Annotated in this window: 19 protein-coding genes; 4 read left to right on the top strand and 15 right to left on the bottom strand. The window is 47.2% G+C overall.

The features are described from left to right. Positions 1-7 precede the first annotated feature (7 nt). The 5 genes from ACT89M_RS18220 to ACT89M_RS18240 form a co-directional block, all read right to left on the bottom strand. Positions 8-157 carry a hypothetical protein gene (locus ACT89M_RS18220; protein WP_186809624.1) on the bottom strand — a complete coding sequence of 50 codons (150 nt, stop codon included), beginning with the start codon at positions 155-157 and terminating at the stop codon, positions 8-10. Beyond that, a complete protein-coding gene (fur, locus tag ACT89M_RS18225) occupies positions 147-614 on the bottom strand; it encodes a ferric iron uptake transcriptional regulator (protein WP_090922447.1) in 468 nt (155 codons plus the stop codon). Before fur ends, ACT89M_RS18220 begins: the two co-directional genes overlap by 11 nt. A 107-nt stretch (positions 615-721) precedes the next feature. After that, positions 722-1351 (bottom strand): stage II sporulation protein M, encoded by a 630-nt coding sequence (spoIIM, locus tag ACT89M_RS18230; RefSeq protein WP_090922449.1) that lies wholly within the window; start codon positions 1349-1351, stop codon positions 722-724. Between the two features lie 160 nt (positions 1352-1511). After that, complete coding sequence (locus ACT89M_RS18235; RefSeq protein WP_154983694.1) at positions 1512-2738, bottom strand: endonuclease Q family protein; 1227 nt, start codon at positions 2736-2738, stop codon at positions 1512-1514. A gap of 2 nt (positions 2739-2740) precedes the next feature. Beyond that, a complete protein-coding gene (locus ACT89M_RS18240; protein ID WP_090922453.1) occupies positions 2741-3334 on the bottom strand; it encodes an NUDIX domain-containing protein in 594 nt (197 codons plus the stop codon). A gap of 156 nt (positions 3335-3490) precedes the next feature. Between ACT89M_RS18240 and ACT89M_RS18245 the strand changes: the two genes are divergently transcribed. Next, positions 3491-3628, top strand: coding sequence for a Z-ring formation inhibitor MciZ (locus tag ACT89M_RS18245; RefSeq protein WP_154888482.1), 138 nt, complete (start codon positions 3491-3493; stop codon positions 3626-3628). A gap of 118 nt (positions 3629-3746) precedes the next feature. Here the strand turns inward: ACT89M_RS18245 and ACT89M_RS18250 are convergent, their stop codons facing one another. Then, entirely contained in the window at positions 3747-4886 is a 1140-nt protein-coding gene (locus tag ACT89M_RS18250; RefSeq protein WP_090922456.1) for a M20/M25/M40 family metallo-hydrolase, read from the bottom strand. 81 nt (positions 4887-4967) lie between these two features. On the opposite strand from ACT89M_RS18250, the gene prli42 reads away from it, so the two are divergent. Further along, positions 4968-5069, top strand: coding sequence for a stressosome-associated protein Prli42 (gene prli42 / locus ACT89M_RS18255; RefSeq protein ID WP_090922458.1), 102 nt, complete (start codon positions 4968-4970; stop codon positions 5067-5069). Positions 5070-5102: 33 nt separating this feature from the next. Here prli42 and lipB read toward each other — a convergent pair whose 3' ends face one another. The 5 genes from lipB to lpdA form a co-directional block, all read right to left on the bottom strand. Continuing rightward, complete coding sequence (lipB, locus tag ACT89M_RS18260; protein ID WP_154888478.1) at positions 5103-5810, bottom strand: lipoyl(octanoyl) transferase LipB; 708 nt, start codon at positions 5808-5810, stop codon at positions 5103-5105. A gap of 117 nt (positions 5811-5927) precedes the next feature. Next, the gene (locus tag ACT89M_RS18265) at positions 5928-7403 is read right to left on the bottom strand and encodes a dihydrolipoamide acetyltransferase family protein (RefSeq protein ID WP_154888475.1); all 1476 of its coding nucleotides are present in this window, start codon (positions 7401-7403) and stop codon (positions 5928-5930) included. A gap of 37 nt (positions 7404-7440) precedes the next feature. Then, positions 7441-8427, bottom strand: a complete 987-nt coding sequence (locus tag ACT89M_RS18270) for an alpha-ketoacid dehydrogenase subunit beta (protein ID WP_090922464.1) — start codon at positions 8425-8427, stop codon at positions 7441-7443. Positions 8428-8429: 2 nt separating this feature from the next. Then, complete coding sequence (locus tag ACT89M_RS18275; protein WP_154888473.1) at positions 8430-9458, bottom strand: thiamine pyrophosphate-dependent dehydrogenase E1 component subunit alpha; 1029 nt, start codon at positions 9456-9458, stop codon at positions 8430-8432. Between the two features lie 142 nt (positions 9459-9600). Beyond that, positions 9601-11025: a dihydrolipoyl dehydrogenase gene (gene lpdA, locus ACT89M_RS18280; RefSeq protein ID WP_154888471.1), complete on the bottom strand. Its 1425-nt coding sequence runs from the start codon at positions 11023-11025 to the stop codon at positions 9601-9603. Between the two features lie 233 nt (positions 11026-11258). Here lpdA and ACT89M_RS18285 point away from each other — a divergent pair, with 233 nt between their 5' ends. Beyond that, positions 11259-11576: a DUF2627 domain-containing protein gene (locus tag ACT89M_RS18285; protein ID WP_090922472.1), complete on the top strand. Its 318-nt coding sequence runs from the start codon at positions 11259-11261 to the stop codon at positions 11574-11576. 40 nt (positions 11577-11616) lie between these two features. On the opposite strand, the gene ACT89M_RS18290 is transcribed toward ACT89M_RS18285, so the two are convergent. Continuing rightward, complete coding sequence (locus ACT89M_RS18290) at positions 11617-11829, bottom strand: hypothetical protein (RefSeq protein WP_154888469.1); 213 nt, start codon at positions 11827-11829, stop codon at positions 11617-11619. A gap of 176 nt (positions 11830-12005) precedes the next feature. On the opposite strand from ACT89M_RS18290, the gene ACT89M_RS18295 reads away from it, so the two are divergent. Further along, positions 12006-12605, top strand: coding sequence for a thymidine kinase (locus ACT89M_RS18295; RefSeq protein ID WP_090922476.1), 600 nt, complete (start codon positions 12006-12008; stop codon positions 12603-12605). Between the two features lie 104 nt (positions 12606-12709). Here the strand turns inward: ACT89M_RS18295 and ACT89M_RS18300 are convergent, their stop codons facing one another. From ACT89M_RS18300 to ACT89M_RS18310, 3 genes are all read right to left on the bottom strand, one after another. Continuing rightward, positions 12710-13186 (bottom strand): hypothetical protein, encoded by a 477-nt coding sequence (locus tag ACT89M_RS18300; protein WP_090922478.1) that lies wholly within the window; start codon positions 13184-13186, stop codon positions 12710-12712. A gap of 539 nt (positions 13187-13725) precedes the next feature. Continuing rightward, positions 13726-14379, bottom strand: coding sequence for a hypothetical protein (locus ACT89M_RS18305; protein WP_154888467.1), 654 nt, complete (start codon positions 14377-14379; stop codon positions 13726-13728). Positions 14380-14647: 268 nt separating this feature from the next. After that, positions 14648-15682 carry an NAD(P)/FAD-dependent oxidoreductase gene (locus ACT89M_RS18310; RefSeq protein WP_154888464.1) on the bottom strand — a complete coding sequence of 345 codons (1035 nt, stop codon included), beginning with the start codon at positions 15680-15682 and terminating at the stop codon, positions 14648-14650. Positions 15683-15700: the final 18 nt, after the last annotated feature.

The following is a 15700-nucleotide window of genomic DNA, read 5'->3' on the forward strand; positions in this document are numbered from 1 at the left end:
CCGTATTTCAAGTCCAGTATCGTTCTTGAAACAGGGTATGTCCAAATGTCCGGGAATATGCCTTGACGAGTGAAGCATAAGCCAGGTTCGTGACCAAAAAAGCTCCCCCGTCAAAACCGCCGGTGAGAGCTTGAAGATAGGCTATGTTATTCTTCATCTTTGGGCTTTTGTTCATTTTTAGCTTTGCAACGATAACAAATTCCATGAAAGTCCAGTCGGTGATCTACTACCGAAAAGTTAAATTCCCGCTCCAGTCGTTCTTCAAGCGGTCCAAGCCAGTCCTCACGTATTTCATCCATACTTCCGCATTGCACGCAGATTAAGTGATGATGGTGATGCTTGGATGTATCTCCGCGCAGATCATAACGCGCTACACCGTCGCCGAAGTTGATTTTCTCTACAACATGCAACTCACTCAATAGTTCGAGGGTACGGTACACGGTTGCCAGACCGATTTCGGGAGCCTTTTCTTTAACGAGCATGAATACATCCTCTGCACTCAGATGATCTTCTTCATTCTCTAAAAGTACTCTTACGGTGGCTTCCCGCTGGGGCGTTAATTTATAACCTTGGGACTGTAGTTGCTGCTTAATTTTATCGATCCGTGCTTCCATTTTCTCCCTCCCCCTAGGAAATCATTGCACACTGCAACTTAACCCACTCTTTTCATTATAGGGGGAGTTCAATATCAAAGTCAACATTTTAGGACATGTAGTACAAGCTAGACAGGAAGTAGCATCGGCGTGACCCAGCGCATCATTGCGGGGGTTATCCAGGTTTCAAAAGAGGCCACCCCAAGCAGCAATACCGCCATAACCACCGTCAAAATAACATAGGAAGCAAACGGTCTTTGGCGGCCTGGTGCGCGTTGCATCAAAACGCGATTACGTATGATATATAACGAGAACGTCATCGCAGCCACACTGCAGATCAGCAGGATTGGGATGACGAACAGATTATGCGGCGCTACGGATACAAGTGCAAACAGCAGCCCTTTCCACGAATACTGTCCAACGAGGTAACCTACGGTAAAACCGATCAGCACCCCTTTTAAAAAATCCAGAACCAGTATGCCTGGTAAACCTACAACAGACAAACCGAGAATAAAGATTAAACCGACCCATTTTAGATGAAGCATGGCAATATCCCAATAAGCGGTGTGCTCTGTCCCTTGCGAACTATGTTGCACCGTCATGAAAAAATTGCCCAAATAGGCTTCGAGATCCTGGCGCTGTTCCAAGGAAAGAGCATTGACCATCAATGCGCCAAAGATGACACCGACCAGAAACAAGACAGCGACGAATACATATAACGAGGTTTGCCCTTTGAACGTAAAATAAGAAGAACGCATACAGGTACGAGTCCCCTTTCCGGTTATCCTGCTGCAAGGAGATATAAGACATATCAAACGTTAGACTTAATCATCCTTATGATTCAGCTTATGAACCTGGGCTCATCTGTATGACTTCTTGTCCGAATTATAACAACCCGCTCTACACATCATGCTCGTTCTACATTTTCTGAGATGTCTGCTCTTTGGTTGCGACCTTACCATATGTGCCCCCACCGCCAGAGGACAATGTCAGTCCACCATTACGAGCCGCTACGATCAATTCGGCGAGCACCGGACCAACGACCTCGGCTAGTTGAGTTTCATCTGTATGATGCAGGACAGCCATCTCTGTTCCAAAACGATCCAGCAGTTGACGCAACTTGGCTTTACCAAGCCCTGGAATGAACTCAAGCGGAACCTGATAATAGTATGGTGGCCTATCAGCAGGAAGCTCCGGTTGCTCACGGTCAGCAATAGCCAGAATACGATCCAGCACCCCTTGAACCAGCTTGGGGCTACCACAAAGAGGACAACGTTCAGCAGACAGATCCTTTTCATCCATGACGCTACCACATGCTGCACAATAGGTTCGGTGATACTTACCGAGTCTTGGATTCAAACCATAATTGGCCGCAATCCTTCTTCCCTCTTTCCCTAGCAATGCCATACGGAATTCGTCAAACGAAGGCGATGCAATCTGTAACTCATTGTATTCCCGCCCGATTTTACCTAGCGAATGTGCATCCGAATTCGTTAGAAACGGAACCTGATCCAGTTCCCGAATGTAACTCGCCATAGAGGAATCAGAGCTTAGACCCAGTTCAACCGCATCCACAAGGCTCGTGTCCAGCACATCTCCCATACGTGGCGCTGTGCTACCATAAATGCCCTTGTGCGGTGTAAACACGTGAGCGGGTACAATCAACCCGCCGCGTGCCTTGATCTCCGCTTGCATCTCAAGAGCAGGTACATATACCCGCTGGGAGCTGAGATTTACATTTTTCATATAACGTGCCATCCAGGTTGTAAAAGACTTCATGGTACCCAGATCCCGGAAGTAGGCGAGCATGTGGAACTCACGCATCTCAGGCTCGCGAAGCTCGATTTCGGTTCCGAGCAGAATGGTGGTGTCCTGATACGCAATACCGCCGCCCTCAACCTCAGACATCGTACCGTTCTCCAGCAGATCCTCAATATCCCTCTGCACAACCGGAGAATGGCAATCAATGACCCCAAGCAAATGAATTCCTTTACGAGTGGAGGCCTCCCTGGCTATATTCTCAAAGGTTAAGTCACGGCTGCCGCTGATTTTAACTGCCTCACCACGGGACGTGCGTCCGATGTGGATATGCAGATCCGCATAACACGGCTCCCACAGCGGTAGCGTTCCCTTTTGATTTTGCATGATTAAAACCGTCCTGTCGTTTTGTAAATATCCCAGGCATACACAGCCATCATCGTTTTGGCATCACTGATTCGATTTTCGTCCATCAGCTTGTACGCTTCCTCTAGCGTGATCTCCGATACTTCAAGAAACTCATCTTCGTCCAGAGCCATCTCTCCAGCTTCCAGCTCTTCGGCGATATACAGGTGAATGATCTCATCCGCGAAGCCTGGTGAGGTGTAGAAAGACCGCAGATGACGGAGCGACTTGGCTTCATATCCCGTTTCTTCCTTCAGTTCACGCGCTGCTGCCACCTCCGGCTCTTCACCCGGATCAAGCTTGCCCGCAGGAATTTCCACTTCGGTACGTCCCATCGCCTGACGATATTGATCCACGACCAACATGCGATCTCCCCTCAATGCCAGTACCGCTACCGCTCCTGGGTGTTTGATAATCTCTCGGGTCGCCGTCTGTCCGTTTGGTAGCTTTACTGTATCTACCTGAAGTGAAATCACTTTGCCTTCAAAGATCGGCTTGGTGGATACCGTCACTTCGTCAAGCTTTGGATTCGCAGGTTGAGGCGCATAGATGGATGCAGCAGATGTTTTGGATTTCATGTGTACTTCAGCTCCTTTTAAATGTGTAAAAAACTCGTTCAATTGAACTGAGATGTAGTATATAACTGTGATTTCAGGCATATGGTGAGCCTATAAGAATTTAATCGTGTGTACAAGTCTAATGCGTACAGCGAGAACCAAGGGGGATTCACCAAAATGAAAAGTTATCTCACACCTCAGTCTGCGCATGTGGTCGGACAAGCCAGACAAGTACAGCTTATCCTTAGACAGTGGATGCGTGAATGGGGCCCTGATACCAAACTCAGCGACATGCTTGCGCGACGCAAAGGCTAAAGCTTCACCATTGTTCAAAAAGTCCGAACCCGGTCTGCACCGAATTCGGACTTTCATTTCTTTTTTCAACCAACGCTCCAATTACATCATCTCATGGACTATCAAATATCCCAATCACTTATTTGCCTTTTGCCGTTTCCTGCACAATCGCGATAACGACCTGGGACAGTTTCACAATGTCTGCTGCGCGAATGCGTTCTTTGGTCGTGTGGATATCTTCATACCCTACAGCCAGATTCGCCGTCGGAATGCCGAACCCGTTAAAAATGTTCGCATCACTGCCACCGCCAGAAGCAAACGTGCTTGTTTCCAGACCCAGGCTTCGAATCGCACGCTGGGCAAGTTGCACTACCTCATGGTCGTCATGGAAGCCAAATGCAGGATATTTAATCTCACTGCGGAACTCTGCGGTTGCGCCATATTTGCGACATGTCGTCTCCAATGCTTCACGCATTTGGGCAATTTGCTGTTCGATTTTCTCTTGCACAATACTGCGAGCCTCCGCATCGATCTGAACAAAGTCACATACCACGTTCAGTGCAGAGCCACCTTGGAACTTACCAATATTCGCTGTCGTTTCGTCGTCAATGCGTCCAAGCTTCATAGCCGCAATCGCTTTGGCTGCAACCTGAATGGCACTGATTCCATCTTCCGGATTCACTCCGGCATGCGCCGACTTACCATAGATTTTCATCTCAATCTCTGCTCTTGCTGGAGCAGCCACACAGATCGTACCCACCGCTCCGTTAGAATCCAGCGCATAACCAAAGGAAGCATCGATATCTTTCGGATTCATTGCTCGTGCACCGACAAGACCCGACTCCTCTCCGACCGTAATCACAAACTGAATTTTGCCATGCGGAATGTTGTTCTCCTGAATAACACGAATGGCTTCAAACAGAGCTGCAATGCCCGCCTTGTCATCCGCTCCCAGAATTGTTGTGCCATCACTGCGAATCCATCCGTCCTCACCAAGCTCCGGTTTGATTCCCTGTCCGGGGGTTACGGTGTCCATGTGACATGTGAAGAGCATCGGCTCTACACCTTCTACACCTGCCACACCTTCAGCTTCCAGTGTAACGACCAGATTGCCCGCTCCATGCCCTGTCTCGTTCATTGTATCGTCCTCATAGACATGAAGACCAAGACCCGCGAATTGTTCTTTTAACACCTTGGATATATTCTGCTCATTTTTTGTTTCGCTATCAATCTGCACCAGATCCATAAAATGCTGAATCACACGCTGTTCATTAATCATTAGACTTTCCTCCCTATCGTAGATACGGTACAATACAGGTACTATGGCTTGTTCAAAAGTTCTGAAAGGAGTTCTCTCTTCATGCAAAATAAGAAATGGTTCAAAATTGTGATCTATCTCATGCTGGCAGCTATGGTTGGCTCCACTCTTTTCATCGCACTGGAACCGTTGCTGTTCGGGTAGTCACCCTGATCTGAAGCTCTTCTAACGCGCTGTCTACAGACGCTGGAGGGCTTCTTTTTCTGTACTCCATATCAGATCATATGGGAATATACGCTGAAAATAAGGTACAATATCCCGGGCTACCTGCTCAACCGTGTATGAATTCCCCGTGATATCCTCCAAAGAAGTCACACCATACTGTTCAATTCCGCATGGAATGATACCCTGAAACCCAGCATGTTGAATGCCTGAGGTAATGTTAAAAGCAAACCCGTGACTCGTCACAAATCCACGTCGATGCTTACACCGATTAAACTTAATGCCGATGGCCGCAATCTTCAGATCACCGATCCATACGCCCGTATATCCTTCTTTGCGCTCGGATTCAACGCCCTGATCAGCGAGATAATCGATCATCACCTGCTCCAGCTTACGCAAGTAAGCATGCAGATCCAGCTCCTCATCCCGACCAAGTACTAACAAAGGGTAACCTACCAATTGACCCGGTCCATGATAAGTAATATCACCGCCGCGATCAATTTGAAACAAGGAGATGCCCTGTGCTTTCAACTCTTCCTCACTCCAAAGCAGATGCTCCGGATGGTTCTGTGAACCAATGGTATAGGTTGGTGGATGCTGTAGAAGCAACATCTGTTCAGGGCCTTCGCCTTCGTCCAGTTGCTGCACAATTGATTTCTGAAGATTCCATGCCGCCTCATAATCCAGCATCGGTATGTATGCCACATTCAGCGGTTTACCCATGTTTCCTCACATCCTTCTGCCCATGGTTTAATATATGAAGATATATTCGTCTCTAGACAGCCAGAAAAGTGCACGGCCCGAGGCACATACACTTTCCCGTCTTTCTATAATATAAACTTAATACACTTTCGTTTCCATGTTGTAGCCTTCCAGGTTCTCCTTAACACGCTGCAGGAACCGGCCACAGATGACCCCATCCAGAATCCGATGATCCAGAGAAAGACACAAGTTAGCCATGGACCGCACCGCGATCATATCATTAATGACCACCGGTTTCTTCACAATGGATTCAAAGGTAAGAATAGCGGCCTGTGGATAGTTGATAATAGGCTGGGACAAGATCGAACCAAATGAACCTGTATTGTTCACTGTAAATGTACCGCCTTGCATATGATCCAGCTTCAGCGTACCTTCACGGGTCTTGCGAGCCAGATCATCAATCTCGCGAGCGAGACCCGCGATATTACGCTGGTCAGCCTGTTTGATGACCGGTGTAAGCACCGAATCCTCTGTACCTACAGCCATGGACAAGTTAATATCCCGCTTCACAATAATTTTATCAACAGCCCATACTGAGTTCATAATCGGGTAATCTTTAATCGCATTGACGACACCCTTCATCATAAACGAAAGATAGGTCAGGTTAATGCCCTCTTTCCGTTTGAACTCATCCTTCAATTTGTTGCGCAACATGACGAGGTTGGTTACATCCACTTCAATCATGGTCCACGCATGAGGGATTTCAGATACACTTTGACGCATGTTACGCGCTATGGCATTACGCACAGGGGTAACATCGATAAAATATTCTGATCTTCCTTGTCCGCCGCCTTCCACTTCAATCTGTGGAATTTTCGGACTTTCGGTCAGGTGGATTCCGGAATGACGCACAGGAACGCCTGCATCGGATGCAGGAACTGTCTGTCCAGTTACACCGTTCATAGATATCGATGACGTAGTTGCACCGGTATCTCTGATTCCACTGAACGGAGAAGACGATGAAGCCTGTGCAGCCTGAGTACCAACATTAGATGTTTGTACGGACGCTGATTCTGTGTTTGCCTGGCCGCCCTGTGCAACATAAGAAAGCACATCTTTACGTGTAATCCGGCCGCCTGCCCCTGTTCCCTGAACATGCTGCAGATTCAATCCATGTTCTGCTGCCAAGGACTGCACCGCAGGAGAATAGCGATGGCGCATCGGCTGATTCGGATCAAACGCAGCTGCGTGTGTACCCGTAGTTGCAGATTGACTTGCATTACGCTGAACCTGAGCTTGCTGCGATTGTTGCTGCTCGCTCGCGACAGGTGTAACTTGTTCCGCCGTATCTTCATCCGTAGCAACGACTTGCATACGGCAGATGGCCTCACCCACCGCAATGGTCGTTCCTTCTTCCACCAATAGATCACCCATAATGCCATCCACCGTAGACGGTATCTCGGCATTCACTTTATCCGTAATGACTTCGCAGATCGGCTCGTACTGCTCCACACGGTCACCCGGTTTTTTCAACCATTTGGCTATGGTAGCCGAGACCAGAGATTCCGCGAGCTGCGGCATAATGACCTCGATCCATTTCATACGTTCAGCCATTGATTTATCACTCCAAACTTTTTTCTATCTTTATCGATTAATACGCTGCAAGTTCACGCATGGCTGTTTTGGCTTTATCCTTGCTCAGCATATAAAATTTCTCCAGCGTAGGACTGATTGGCATAGCTGGTACATCTGGACCGCACAAACGCTGAATAGGGGCGTCCAGATCAAACAGACATTCCTCACTGATGATCGCCGCCACTTCTGCGCCTACACCACCGGTTTTGTTATCTTCGTGCACGATCAGCACCTTGCCTGTCAACCGGGCAGAATCGATAATCGCTTCACGGTCGAGAGGTTGCAGCGTACGCAGATCCAGTACGTGTGCCGTGATACCTTCTTCCCGTTCCAGCTCCTCAGCGGCCTGCATAACAAAATGCAATGGCTGACTGTACCCGATAACTGTAATATCGGCACCTTCACGAAGCACATTGGCCTTACCGATTGGAACGATGTAATCATCTTCAGGCACATCTTCCTTGATCAGCTTGTAACATTTTTTATTTTCGAAAAAGAGTACCGGGTCCGGGTCGCGGACAGCCGCTTTCAGCAAACCTTTCGCGTCATACGCCGAGTAAGGAGCAATGATTTTAAGTCCCGGTGTACCAAAGAAGATGGATTCCGGACATTGGGAGTGGTACAAGCCGCCGAAGATCCCGCCACCGATTGGCGCTCGAATCACAATTGGACAGCTCCAATCATTGTTGGAGCGATAGCGGATTTTGGCCGCCTCACTAATAATCTGATTTGTTGCCGGCAACATAAAGTCCGAATATTGCATTTCCGCAATCGGCTTCATGCCGTACATTGCTGCACCGATAGCCACACCGGCAATCGCCGATTCAGATAGTGGCGTATCCATGACACGCATCTCGCCAAATTGATCCTGCAACCCTTTGGTTGTGGTGAACACGCCACCTTTTACACCGACGTCCTCGCCAAGAACAAAAACATTCTCGTCCCGTTCCATCTCTTCTTTCATTGCGAGACGGATTGCATCAATATATTCCATCATAGCCATGATTACCGTCCCCCTTCTTCGCTGTCTGCATAGACATGCGTCAGCGTGTCCTCAGGTTTGGGATATGGCGCATTGTCTGCATATTCAGTTGCTTCTTTCATTTCCAGCGCAAGCTGGGAAGCCAGATCCGCATCCCGGGCTTCGTCCCAGATGCCGCATTCAATCAAATAATTTTTCATCCGAAGTACGCCGTCTTTCTTCCAGTTCTCCTCAACTTCTTCCTTCGTCCGGTAGGCCAAATCATTATCCGAAGTCGAGTGTGGAGACAAACGATACATCATCGCTTCAATCAGTGTCGGACCTTCACCGGCGATAGCACGCTGACGCGCTTCCTTCACAGCCGCGTACACTTCGAGTGCATCGTTGCCATCTACGCGAAGTCCCGGGAAACCATACCCCAATGCACGATCAGAGATTTTGCCGCTGAGCTGTTTGTGAATAGGAACCGAAATTGCATATTGATTGTTCTCACACATAATGATGACAGGCAGCTTATGCACACCTGCAAAGTTTGCGCCTTCGTGAAAATCCCCCTGGTTGCTTGAACCTTCCCCAAAGGTAACAAAAGAAACAAACTCTTGCTTCTGCATTTTGGCAGCAAGAGCAAATCCGACCGCATGAGGAACTTGTGTAGTCACCGGGCTGGACCCAGTAACGATACGCAGTTTCTTATGACCAAAGTGGCCTGGCATCTGCCGGCCGCCACTGTTTGGATCTTCGGCCTTGGCAAAGGCAGACAGCATCAGCTCACGCGGTGTCATACCTACGGCCATAACGAAACCGTAATCCCGGTAATAAGGCAAAAAGTAATCATGATCACGGTCCAAACCAAAAGCCGCCCCGACTTGCGCTGCCTCCTGGCCTACACCGGATACGTGAAAGTTAATTTTGCCCGCCCGCTGCAAGAGCAAGCAACGTTCGTCAAACTTGCGTGCAAGCAGCATGTATTTGTACATATCTAAAACTTCTCCATCAGTAAGTCCCAGTTGTTGATGTCGATGAACCGCATCTGCAGTACCTTGTGAACTCATATGAGGTACCTCCTTTTAATCAAAGCCTTTTGCAAGTCCTACTACCCGATCTTATAACCTGGTACTAAGACTTGGCTTAACCTTATTATAATCCCTTTTGCCCAAAAAAGGAAAGTACCTTTCTCACCCAGGGTTGTCTGACTTACATTCCAATCGCTTTTCCATCCACGGCTAACATCGCTTCGCCCATAATTTCCGACAATGAAGGATGCGGATGTATGGTCTGTCCGACTTCCCATGGCGTTGCATCCAGCATTTGTGCCAATGCAGCCTCAGCGATCAATTCCGTAACATGGGTGCCAATCATATGTACCCCTAAAATATCATTCGTTTTGGCATCCGCAATAACCTTCACGAATCCATCGCGACTTCCGTGAATCAAAGACTTGCCGATGGCCTGGAATGGGAACTTGCCGGTTTTGATCTCGTATCCGCGTTCCTTAGCTTCTTTCTCGGTGAATCCAATGCTGGCAGCTTCCGGGCGTGTATACACGCAGCGCGGAATCCGATGTGCTTCAACCGGATGCACGCTCTCACCAGCAAGATGATTGACTGCAAGGATGCCTTCGTGACTTGCGGCATGAGCAAGCTGTAACCCGCCGATACAATCACCAATCGCATAGATATGGCCTTCTCCAGTCTGCAGGTGTTTGTTAACCGCAATAAAACCTCGTTCCACTTTGATATCGGTATTCTCAAGTCCAATATTTTCAACATTAGCTTGACGCCCAACAGACACCAGCATTTTTTCAGCCGTCAGAGCTTCTACCTTATCTCCCGCAAGCTGCACGTCAATGTTCACGTTCTGATCATCGGTGTGGTAACTGTCGGTCATCAGCTTAGCGCCAGTCAAGAAACGCACGCCTCGTTTACCAAGTAAACGTTGCATTTCTTTTGCTATATCCTCATCTTCTGCAGGAAGCACATGAGCCGCTGTCTCAACCACCGTAACACTCACGCCAAAGTCATTCAGCATAGAGGCCCATTCCAGACCGATTACACCACCGCCCACAATGAGGATTGAAGCTGGCAATTCGTCCATGCGGAGCGCTTCATCACTGCTCATGATGTATCGTCCATCCGGTTCAAGACCCGGTAGCACGCGTGGACGTGAGCCCGTAGCAATAATCAGGTTCGTTGGAACAACCGTGTCCATCTCGCCGTCCTCATACTCCACCGCTACAGCCCCGCTCTGTGGTGAGAAGATCGACGGCCCGATCACACGTCCTTTGGCGTGCACGACTTCGATTTTATTTTTTTTCATCAAATATTGAACGCCCTGATGAAGTTGCTCCACAATCGCATCTTTACGCGCCTGGACCTTCGGGAACACAAGCGTTGTTCCTGTTGTCTCGATGCCGTAGCTCTCGCTATCCTGAATCTCAGCGTACATCTCGGCACTTTTTAGCAGCGCCTTGCTTGGGATACATCCACGATGCAGGCAAGTTCCACCTAGCTTGTCCTTTTCTATAATAACGACCTTTTTGCCTAGCTGGGCAGCACGGATCGCCGCAACATATCCGCCCGTTCCTCCACCTAATACAGCAACATCACATGGTATTGGCATCTCTATGTTCTCCTCTATATGCTCATTTTTTTGAAAATAAATAATAATAAAATGACCTGTAATACCTAATTTACTTCCTACCCTCTATATATCATTGTACTCTCCTTGCGCGGTCAACTCAAAATTTAACCCATTCTCGCATGGACAGTCTGTACATTCCAAGCTATGATATAAGCAGGGATTCCCTGTAAGCGTAACCTTTATTTTATGTCTACACTGGCAGAAAGGGTATAATGCTCATGAATACAAAAATAGTCTTTGCGCGCTTTCTCGCAATTGTTATACTCGTTATCCCAGGCTTAATGGCCATGAAGGGCTTCCTCATGATGAAAGATGCCTTATTTCTATATTACGCGGAGCACGGAAACGACCTGATCGCTCCCGGATTCCAGTGGCTTTCCTTCTTGGGTGGGCTCGTGCTTTTTGCGGCAGGCATGAGTTTTCTCGGCGGCTGGATTCTGTTTCGCGACCGCAAACGCAATTATGTAGGACCACGTTTTCGCTCCAAAAAACAGTCAGAACAGATGGAAACACCCGGAAGCACTTCATGATTCCGGGCTTTTTTGTTTTCTGCGCATGATTAGAGATGCTTCATTCATACAAGGCATCTCGAAGTTTAGTGGACATGCGTGACTCTTTCGAAGATGATTTCAGAATCGTTCTGCGCAATGTCAGATTGCTGGCTTGTAGCCGTTCTGCTTCTGTCAGTAGTTCCGTAAATAATGCCTGCGCAGCTTCATCCAGCTTGCCTTGTTTATTCAGCTCCTCATATCGTTGCTTCAGTGAGGTTAATGCTTCGTTCATTGGTAACACCTCTTTTCAGATAACTCTAGTGGCGCAAGCTTTCGGAACCAACATCGTAACCATCCATATAGTAACACAAACCGATTTATATTAGTTCTGGCTCTTTCCAAAGAAGATGTGGTAATCTGTAATGGTCGCTTTTTTTGAATTCCGTATGCGAGAGGGGTAGCAGCACCGTGCAAACTGGACGTATTACCGTAATTACTGGACCCATGTTCAGTGAAAAATCTGGTGAACTTATTCGCCGTTGTCAGAAACTTATTCAATTTGGCCGTAAAAAGGTCGTTGCCTACAAACCAGCCGAGGATGATCGATTCGCTCAGGACGAGATCGTAAGCCGGATCGGCTACAGACTTCCTGCCCATTCCATTCCCCGGCAATTAACGCCGGAATCCGTTGAGACCATTCTGAATCAAACCATAGATGCCGATGTTGTTGCCTTTGATGAAGTTCAGTTTTTCAGCAGCGCCATCATGGAACTCGTTTCCGAACTAGCTTACTGTGGCAAACATGTGATTGTGGATGGACTGAACATGGATTATCGCGGAAAAGAATTCGGATATATCGGTGGCCTGCTTGCCATGGCTGATGATATTGAGAAACTTTCTGCATTCTGCGCGGTATGCGGCAGCCCGGATGCTGCCTTTACACAGCGAATTGTCAACGGAGAACCTGTTACATTGGGTCCAGTTGTCATGATCGGCGATTCGGAGGCTTATGAGCCCCGCTGTCGTTGCTGCTTTATTCCTCCTCATAAAGTGGAATGCCCGTCCTAAGATACACTCAGAACCAAAGCCCAATTGGGCTTTTTTTTATTGTCTGCAACAGAACAGGCACAAAAAAGCACCGCTGTGTGCGATGCTCTCCAAATCACTTCCCGCTAGTCACGGGAAACAAAATATTTGTTGGTCATGTAATATGCGTCGCCACGTGACGTTTCTACCATTCCTTTTTTGGCATCCAGGAATACAATCTCTTTACATTTCGTGCAATACCATTTGGTACGTTTATAAGGAGATTCTGTGACGTAGGCCGTGCCGCATTTACAATCAATTTTCATCAATAGCTCGGTGGATTTATAAGCACTGGACAGACGTTCCAGGTTATCCTGCTGCTGTGTTGGCATGATCGTCTGCTGATAATCGGATAAATGATTTTGAACCTTAAAGTCTGCGACCAAACCTGCATTTAACCCAAAAAATTCTTTGCCGATCTCCGTTACGAAGCGTCTCTCATTTCTATAACAATCGAGCCATTCAACAATCTGCTTATTAGACAGTGGAACCGTACCCTTGATACCGCTATTTAAGGTGTAGGTCATGATGTATAAAGTATCGTCTTGTCTTCCTGAGTACATTAGAATCCTCCTTCGAATACATTTGCTAATGTACTACAAAAACGCGCATAAATCAAAAAAATATTGTTTCCTGAGCGCATTTCTTCTTATTAAATGGGAAACATACCTCTCTCATCTGCTATTGTCTTACAAGAACTGCATACACCTGTAACATTTCCCTGTGGAGCGGCATAATACACGACCCTTTTCACAGGTTTCCTGCAAATGGAACAGTAGTTCCTCCTTTCCTTTTTTGGAGTGTAGTCCGATAGCTTCACTACGTTTTGCTGCCGCCGAAACCTCCGTAAAAAACCTAGCCAATTCATATTCGCTTCACTCTTTCTTATGCGCTAGCCTTGTCGTCGTTTTTTCCTTGGCCTGCAAAATCGCGCCACCTGTTATGTATACGATTCCAAGTTGTGCGTGCCGATCTCATATTTTATTCGACGTTTCGGGTGTTTTTCCTGTTTTAATCTCAGTACATATTAAAAAAAACCGTAGACACCTGTATTCTCTGCACCCGAGAAACAGCGGCCTAATCGGTTTTTTCAGTCATCGTTTTATTTATAAAATGTGCCCAGTACGTCGAGATCCGATGAACGCTCTATGCGAAAAGGATAGATGAACCCCTGTTTCAGTTTAGCGAACTTTCGTCCCCACAGATCCAGTCCGGATGTAAACTTATAAGCCTGATATATGAATTTGGAACAATAATTTCGCTCGACACTTAGAAGGTTCGTTTGCAAGCGGTAGAACTTCACCTGCTTGTAGTGTTCTTGAACCCATTCTGCTGCCCGCATACCCACCTGATGGAGCTTGGAACGGAATACAATAAAGCGATCCCCTTCATAAAAGCGAGTGAGATACCAGTCCAATGTATCCGCAAAAACCGGCCCGTAAGGATGCACATGATACACCTTTCCGTCCAGACCAATAATGCCCATATGCCCGGCATAATAAGTTGATTCCGAGCTTGGCGTATAGACGATGTCCCCTGGCTCAAGCTTCAACAATTTTAATTCACTTAGAGGCATATCCTGCTGTTGCCTTTTTACAGCGGCACGTTTACGTCGGCCCTCGACCAATAAATGATGCAGTGCTCCGGCTGTAGCAAGATAAACCTCGGACCATTTCACTCGTTTCATATTCACGCGTTGAAGCAATCTTTGAATGAAAGTCGTATTTTGTTGTCCGGATGATGAGCCTTTTTTCATTGTTGTACTCCACCCTTGTCGAAATGTAATCCGGTTTTGAGTCCCTAAGCTAGCATGCAAGACGTGAAAACCTGTTATTATTCGCGCAAGCCTCTTGTAGATTTTGATTATAGACGGTTTAGAGCTGATCTTCAATCCAAAACCTGTTCAAAGACTGTTATATCTTGTGCAATTCTAACTACTTCATACGCACATGATACAAAAAAATAACCTCGGAAAAATTTCCGAAGTTATTTTAAGTTCAAGTCTTGTTTCGACTTAATATTAACTACTCTACAACACCAAGCGCTTTGTTTTTTTCTTTGAAGCGACTGTTATGAGAAGAGACATAAGCTACTTTTTCGGCTTCCGGATCCATATATAACTTCGCACTGTTAACAGCTAGAGCTGCATCTGTAAATGTACCCGCGATCAGATACAATTTGCTTCCATAATCGACGAAATCACCCGCGGCAAAAACACCAGGTATGTTCGTTTGCAATCTTTCGGTCGTGCTCACATGCCATTCACCCAAGTCTAATCCCCAATCACGAATGGGACCAAAATCACTCTTCATGCCATGATTGACAATCACAGCATCCACTTCAAGCATCTCCGTCTCTCCGCTTTCCATATGTGTAACGGTTACCTGTTCAATCATATCCCCGCTTATGCTGTGTAACTTCTCAATTGCGTAGGGTGTGCGCACGTCAACTGAGGATTCTTTCATACGCGACACGTTCCGCTCCAGTCCTCCGAAGTGATCACGTCGATGTACGACCGTTACCTGCTGAGCCAAGCTCTCTAGCTCATTCGCCCAATCCACAGCGGAATCTCCCCCACCCGAGATTAACACTCGTTTACCGCGGAAAGGCTCGAGCTCTTGCACCGTATAATGTAGATTGGATACTTCATAGCGGTCTGCCCCTTCAAGCTCCAGTTTCGCCATTTTGTATATTCCGTATCCTATTGCCAAAATGACAGTGCGTGTCCAGTGTTGCTCACCTGTAGCAGAAGTTAGCAGAATGGTGCCATCCGCTTTACGTTCAAATCCTTCAATCTGTTGTTCAAACACGAGTGTCGGTTCAAATGTGCGCGCCTGCTGCTCCAACTGTTTAATCAGATCTTCACACAGGATGGGTGTTACCCCTCCAACATCCCAGATCATCTTTTCCGGATAAAACAGCATCCGTCCTCCCAATCTGTCGCGTGCCTCAATTAATTTCGTTTTCATATCTCGCATACCGCTATAAAAAGCAGAGTACATGCCTGCCGGGCCGCCTCCGATAATCGTCACATCATAAAGCTCTAATTCTTGATTCATCTCTACAGGACCTCCATC

It is taken from the genome of Paenibacillus sp. NN59 (genome assembly GCF_057597225.1).

What these genes read in the sequence shown, in the direction of transcription:
- ACT89M_RS18220 (WP_186809624.1), bottom strand. Translation starts at nt 157, where the DNA reads ATGAAGAATAACATAGCCTATCTTCAAGCTCTCACCGGCGGTTTTGAC.
- fur (WP_090922447.1), bottom strand. Translation starts at nt 614, where the DNA reads ATGGAAGCACGGATCGATAAAATTAAGCAGCAACTACAGTCCCAAGGT.
- spoIIM (WP_090922449.1), bottom strand. Translation starts at nt 1,351, where the DNA reads ATGCGTTCTTCTTATTTTACGTTCAAAGGGCAAACCTCGTTATATGTA.
- ACT89M_RS18235 (WP_154983694.1), bottom strand. Translation starts at nt 2,738, where the DNA reads ATGCAAAATCAAAAGGGAACGCTACCGCTGTGGGAGCCGTGTTATGCG.
- ACT89M_RS18240 (WP_090922453.1), bottom strand. Translation starts at nt 3,334, where the DNA reads ATGAAATCCAAAACATCTGCTGCATCCATCTATGCGCCTCAACCTGCG.
- ACT89M_RS18245 (WP_154888482.1), top strand. Translation starts at nt 3,491, where the DNA reads ATGAAAAGTTATCTCACACCTCAGTCTGCGCATGTGGTCGGACAAGCC.
- ACT89M_RS18250 (WP_090922456.1), bottom strand. Translation starts at nt 4,886, where the DNA reads ATGATTAATGAACAGCGTGTGATTCAGCATTTTATGGATCTGGTGCAG.
- prli42 (WP_090922458.1), top strand. Translation starts at nt 4,968, where the DNA reads ATGCAAAATAAGAAATGGTTCAAAATTGTGATCTATCTCATGCTGGCA.
- lipB (WP_154888478.1), bottom strand. Translation starts at nt 5,810, where the DNA reads ATGGGTAAACCGCTGAATGTGGCATACATACCGATGCTGGATTATGAG.
- ACT89M_RS18265 (WP_154888475.1), bottom strand. Translation starts at nt 7,403, where the DNA reads ATGGCTGAACGTATGAAATGGATCGAGGTCATTATGCCGCAGCTCGCG.
- ACT89M_RS18270 (WP_090922464.1), bottom strand. Translation starts at nt 8,427, where the DNA reads ATGGCTATGATGGAATATATTGATGCAATCCGTCTCGCAATGAAAGAA.
- ACT89M_RS18275 (WP_154888473.1), bottom strand. Translation starts at nt 9,458, where the DNA reads ATGAGTTCACAAGGTACTGCAGATGCGGTTCATCGACATCAACAACTG.
- lpdA (WP_154888471.1), bottom strand. Translation starts at nt 11,025, where the DNA reads ATGCCAATACCATGTGATGTTGCTGTATTAGGTGGAGGAACGGGCGGA.
- ACT89M_RS18285 (WP_090922472.1), top strand. Translation starts at nt 11,259, where the DNA reads ATGCTCATGAATACAAAAATAGTCTTTGCGCGCTTTCTCGCAATTGTT.
- ACT89M_RS18290 (WP_154888469.1), bottom strand. Translation starts at nt 11,829, where the DNA reads ATGAACGAAGCATTAACCTCACTGAAGCAACGATATGAGGAGCTGAAT.
- ACT89M_RS18300 (WP_090922478.1), bottom strand. Translation starts at nt 13,186, where the DNA reads ATGTACTCAGGAAGACAAGACGATACTTTATACATCATGACCTACACC.
- ACT89M_RS18305 (WP_154888467.1), bottom strand. Translation starts at nt 14,379, where the DNA reads ATGAAAAAAGGCTCATCATCCGGACAACAAAATACGACTTTCATTCAA.
- ACT89M_RS18310 (WP_154888464.1), bottom strand. Translation starts at nt 15,682, where the DNA reads ATGAATCAAGAATTAGAGCTTTATGATGTGACGATTATCGGAGGCGGC.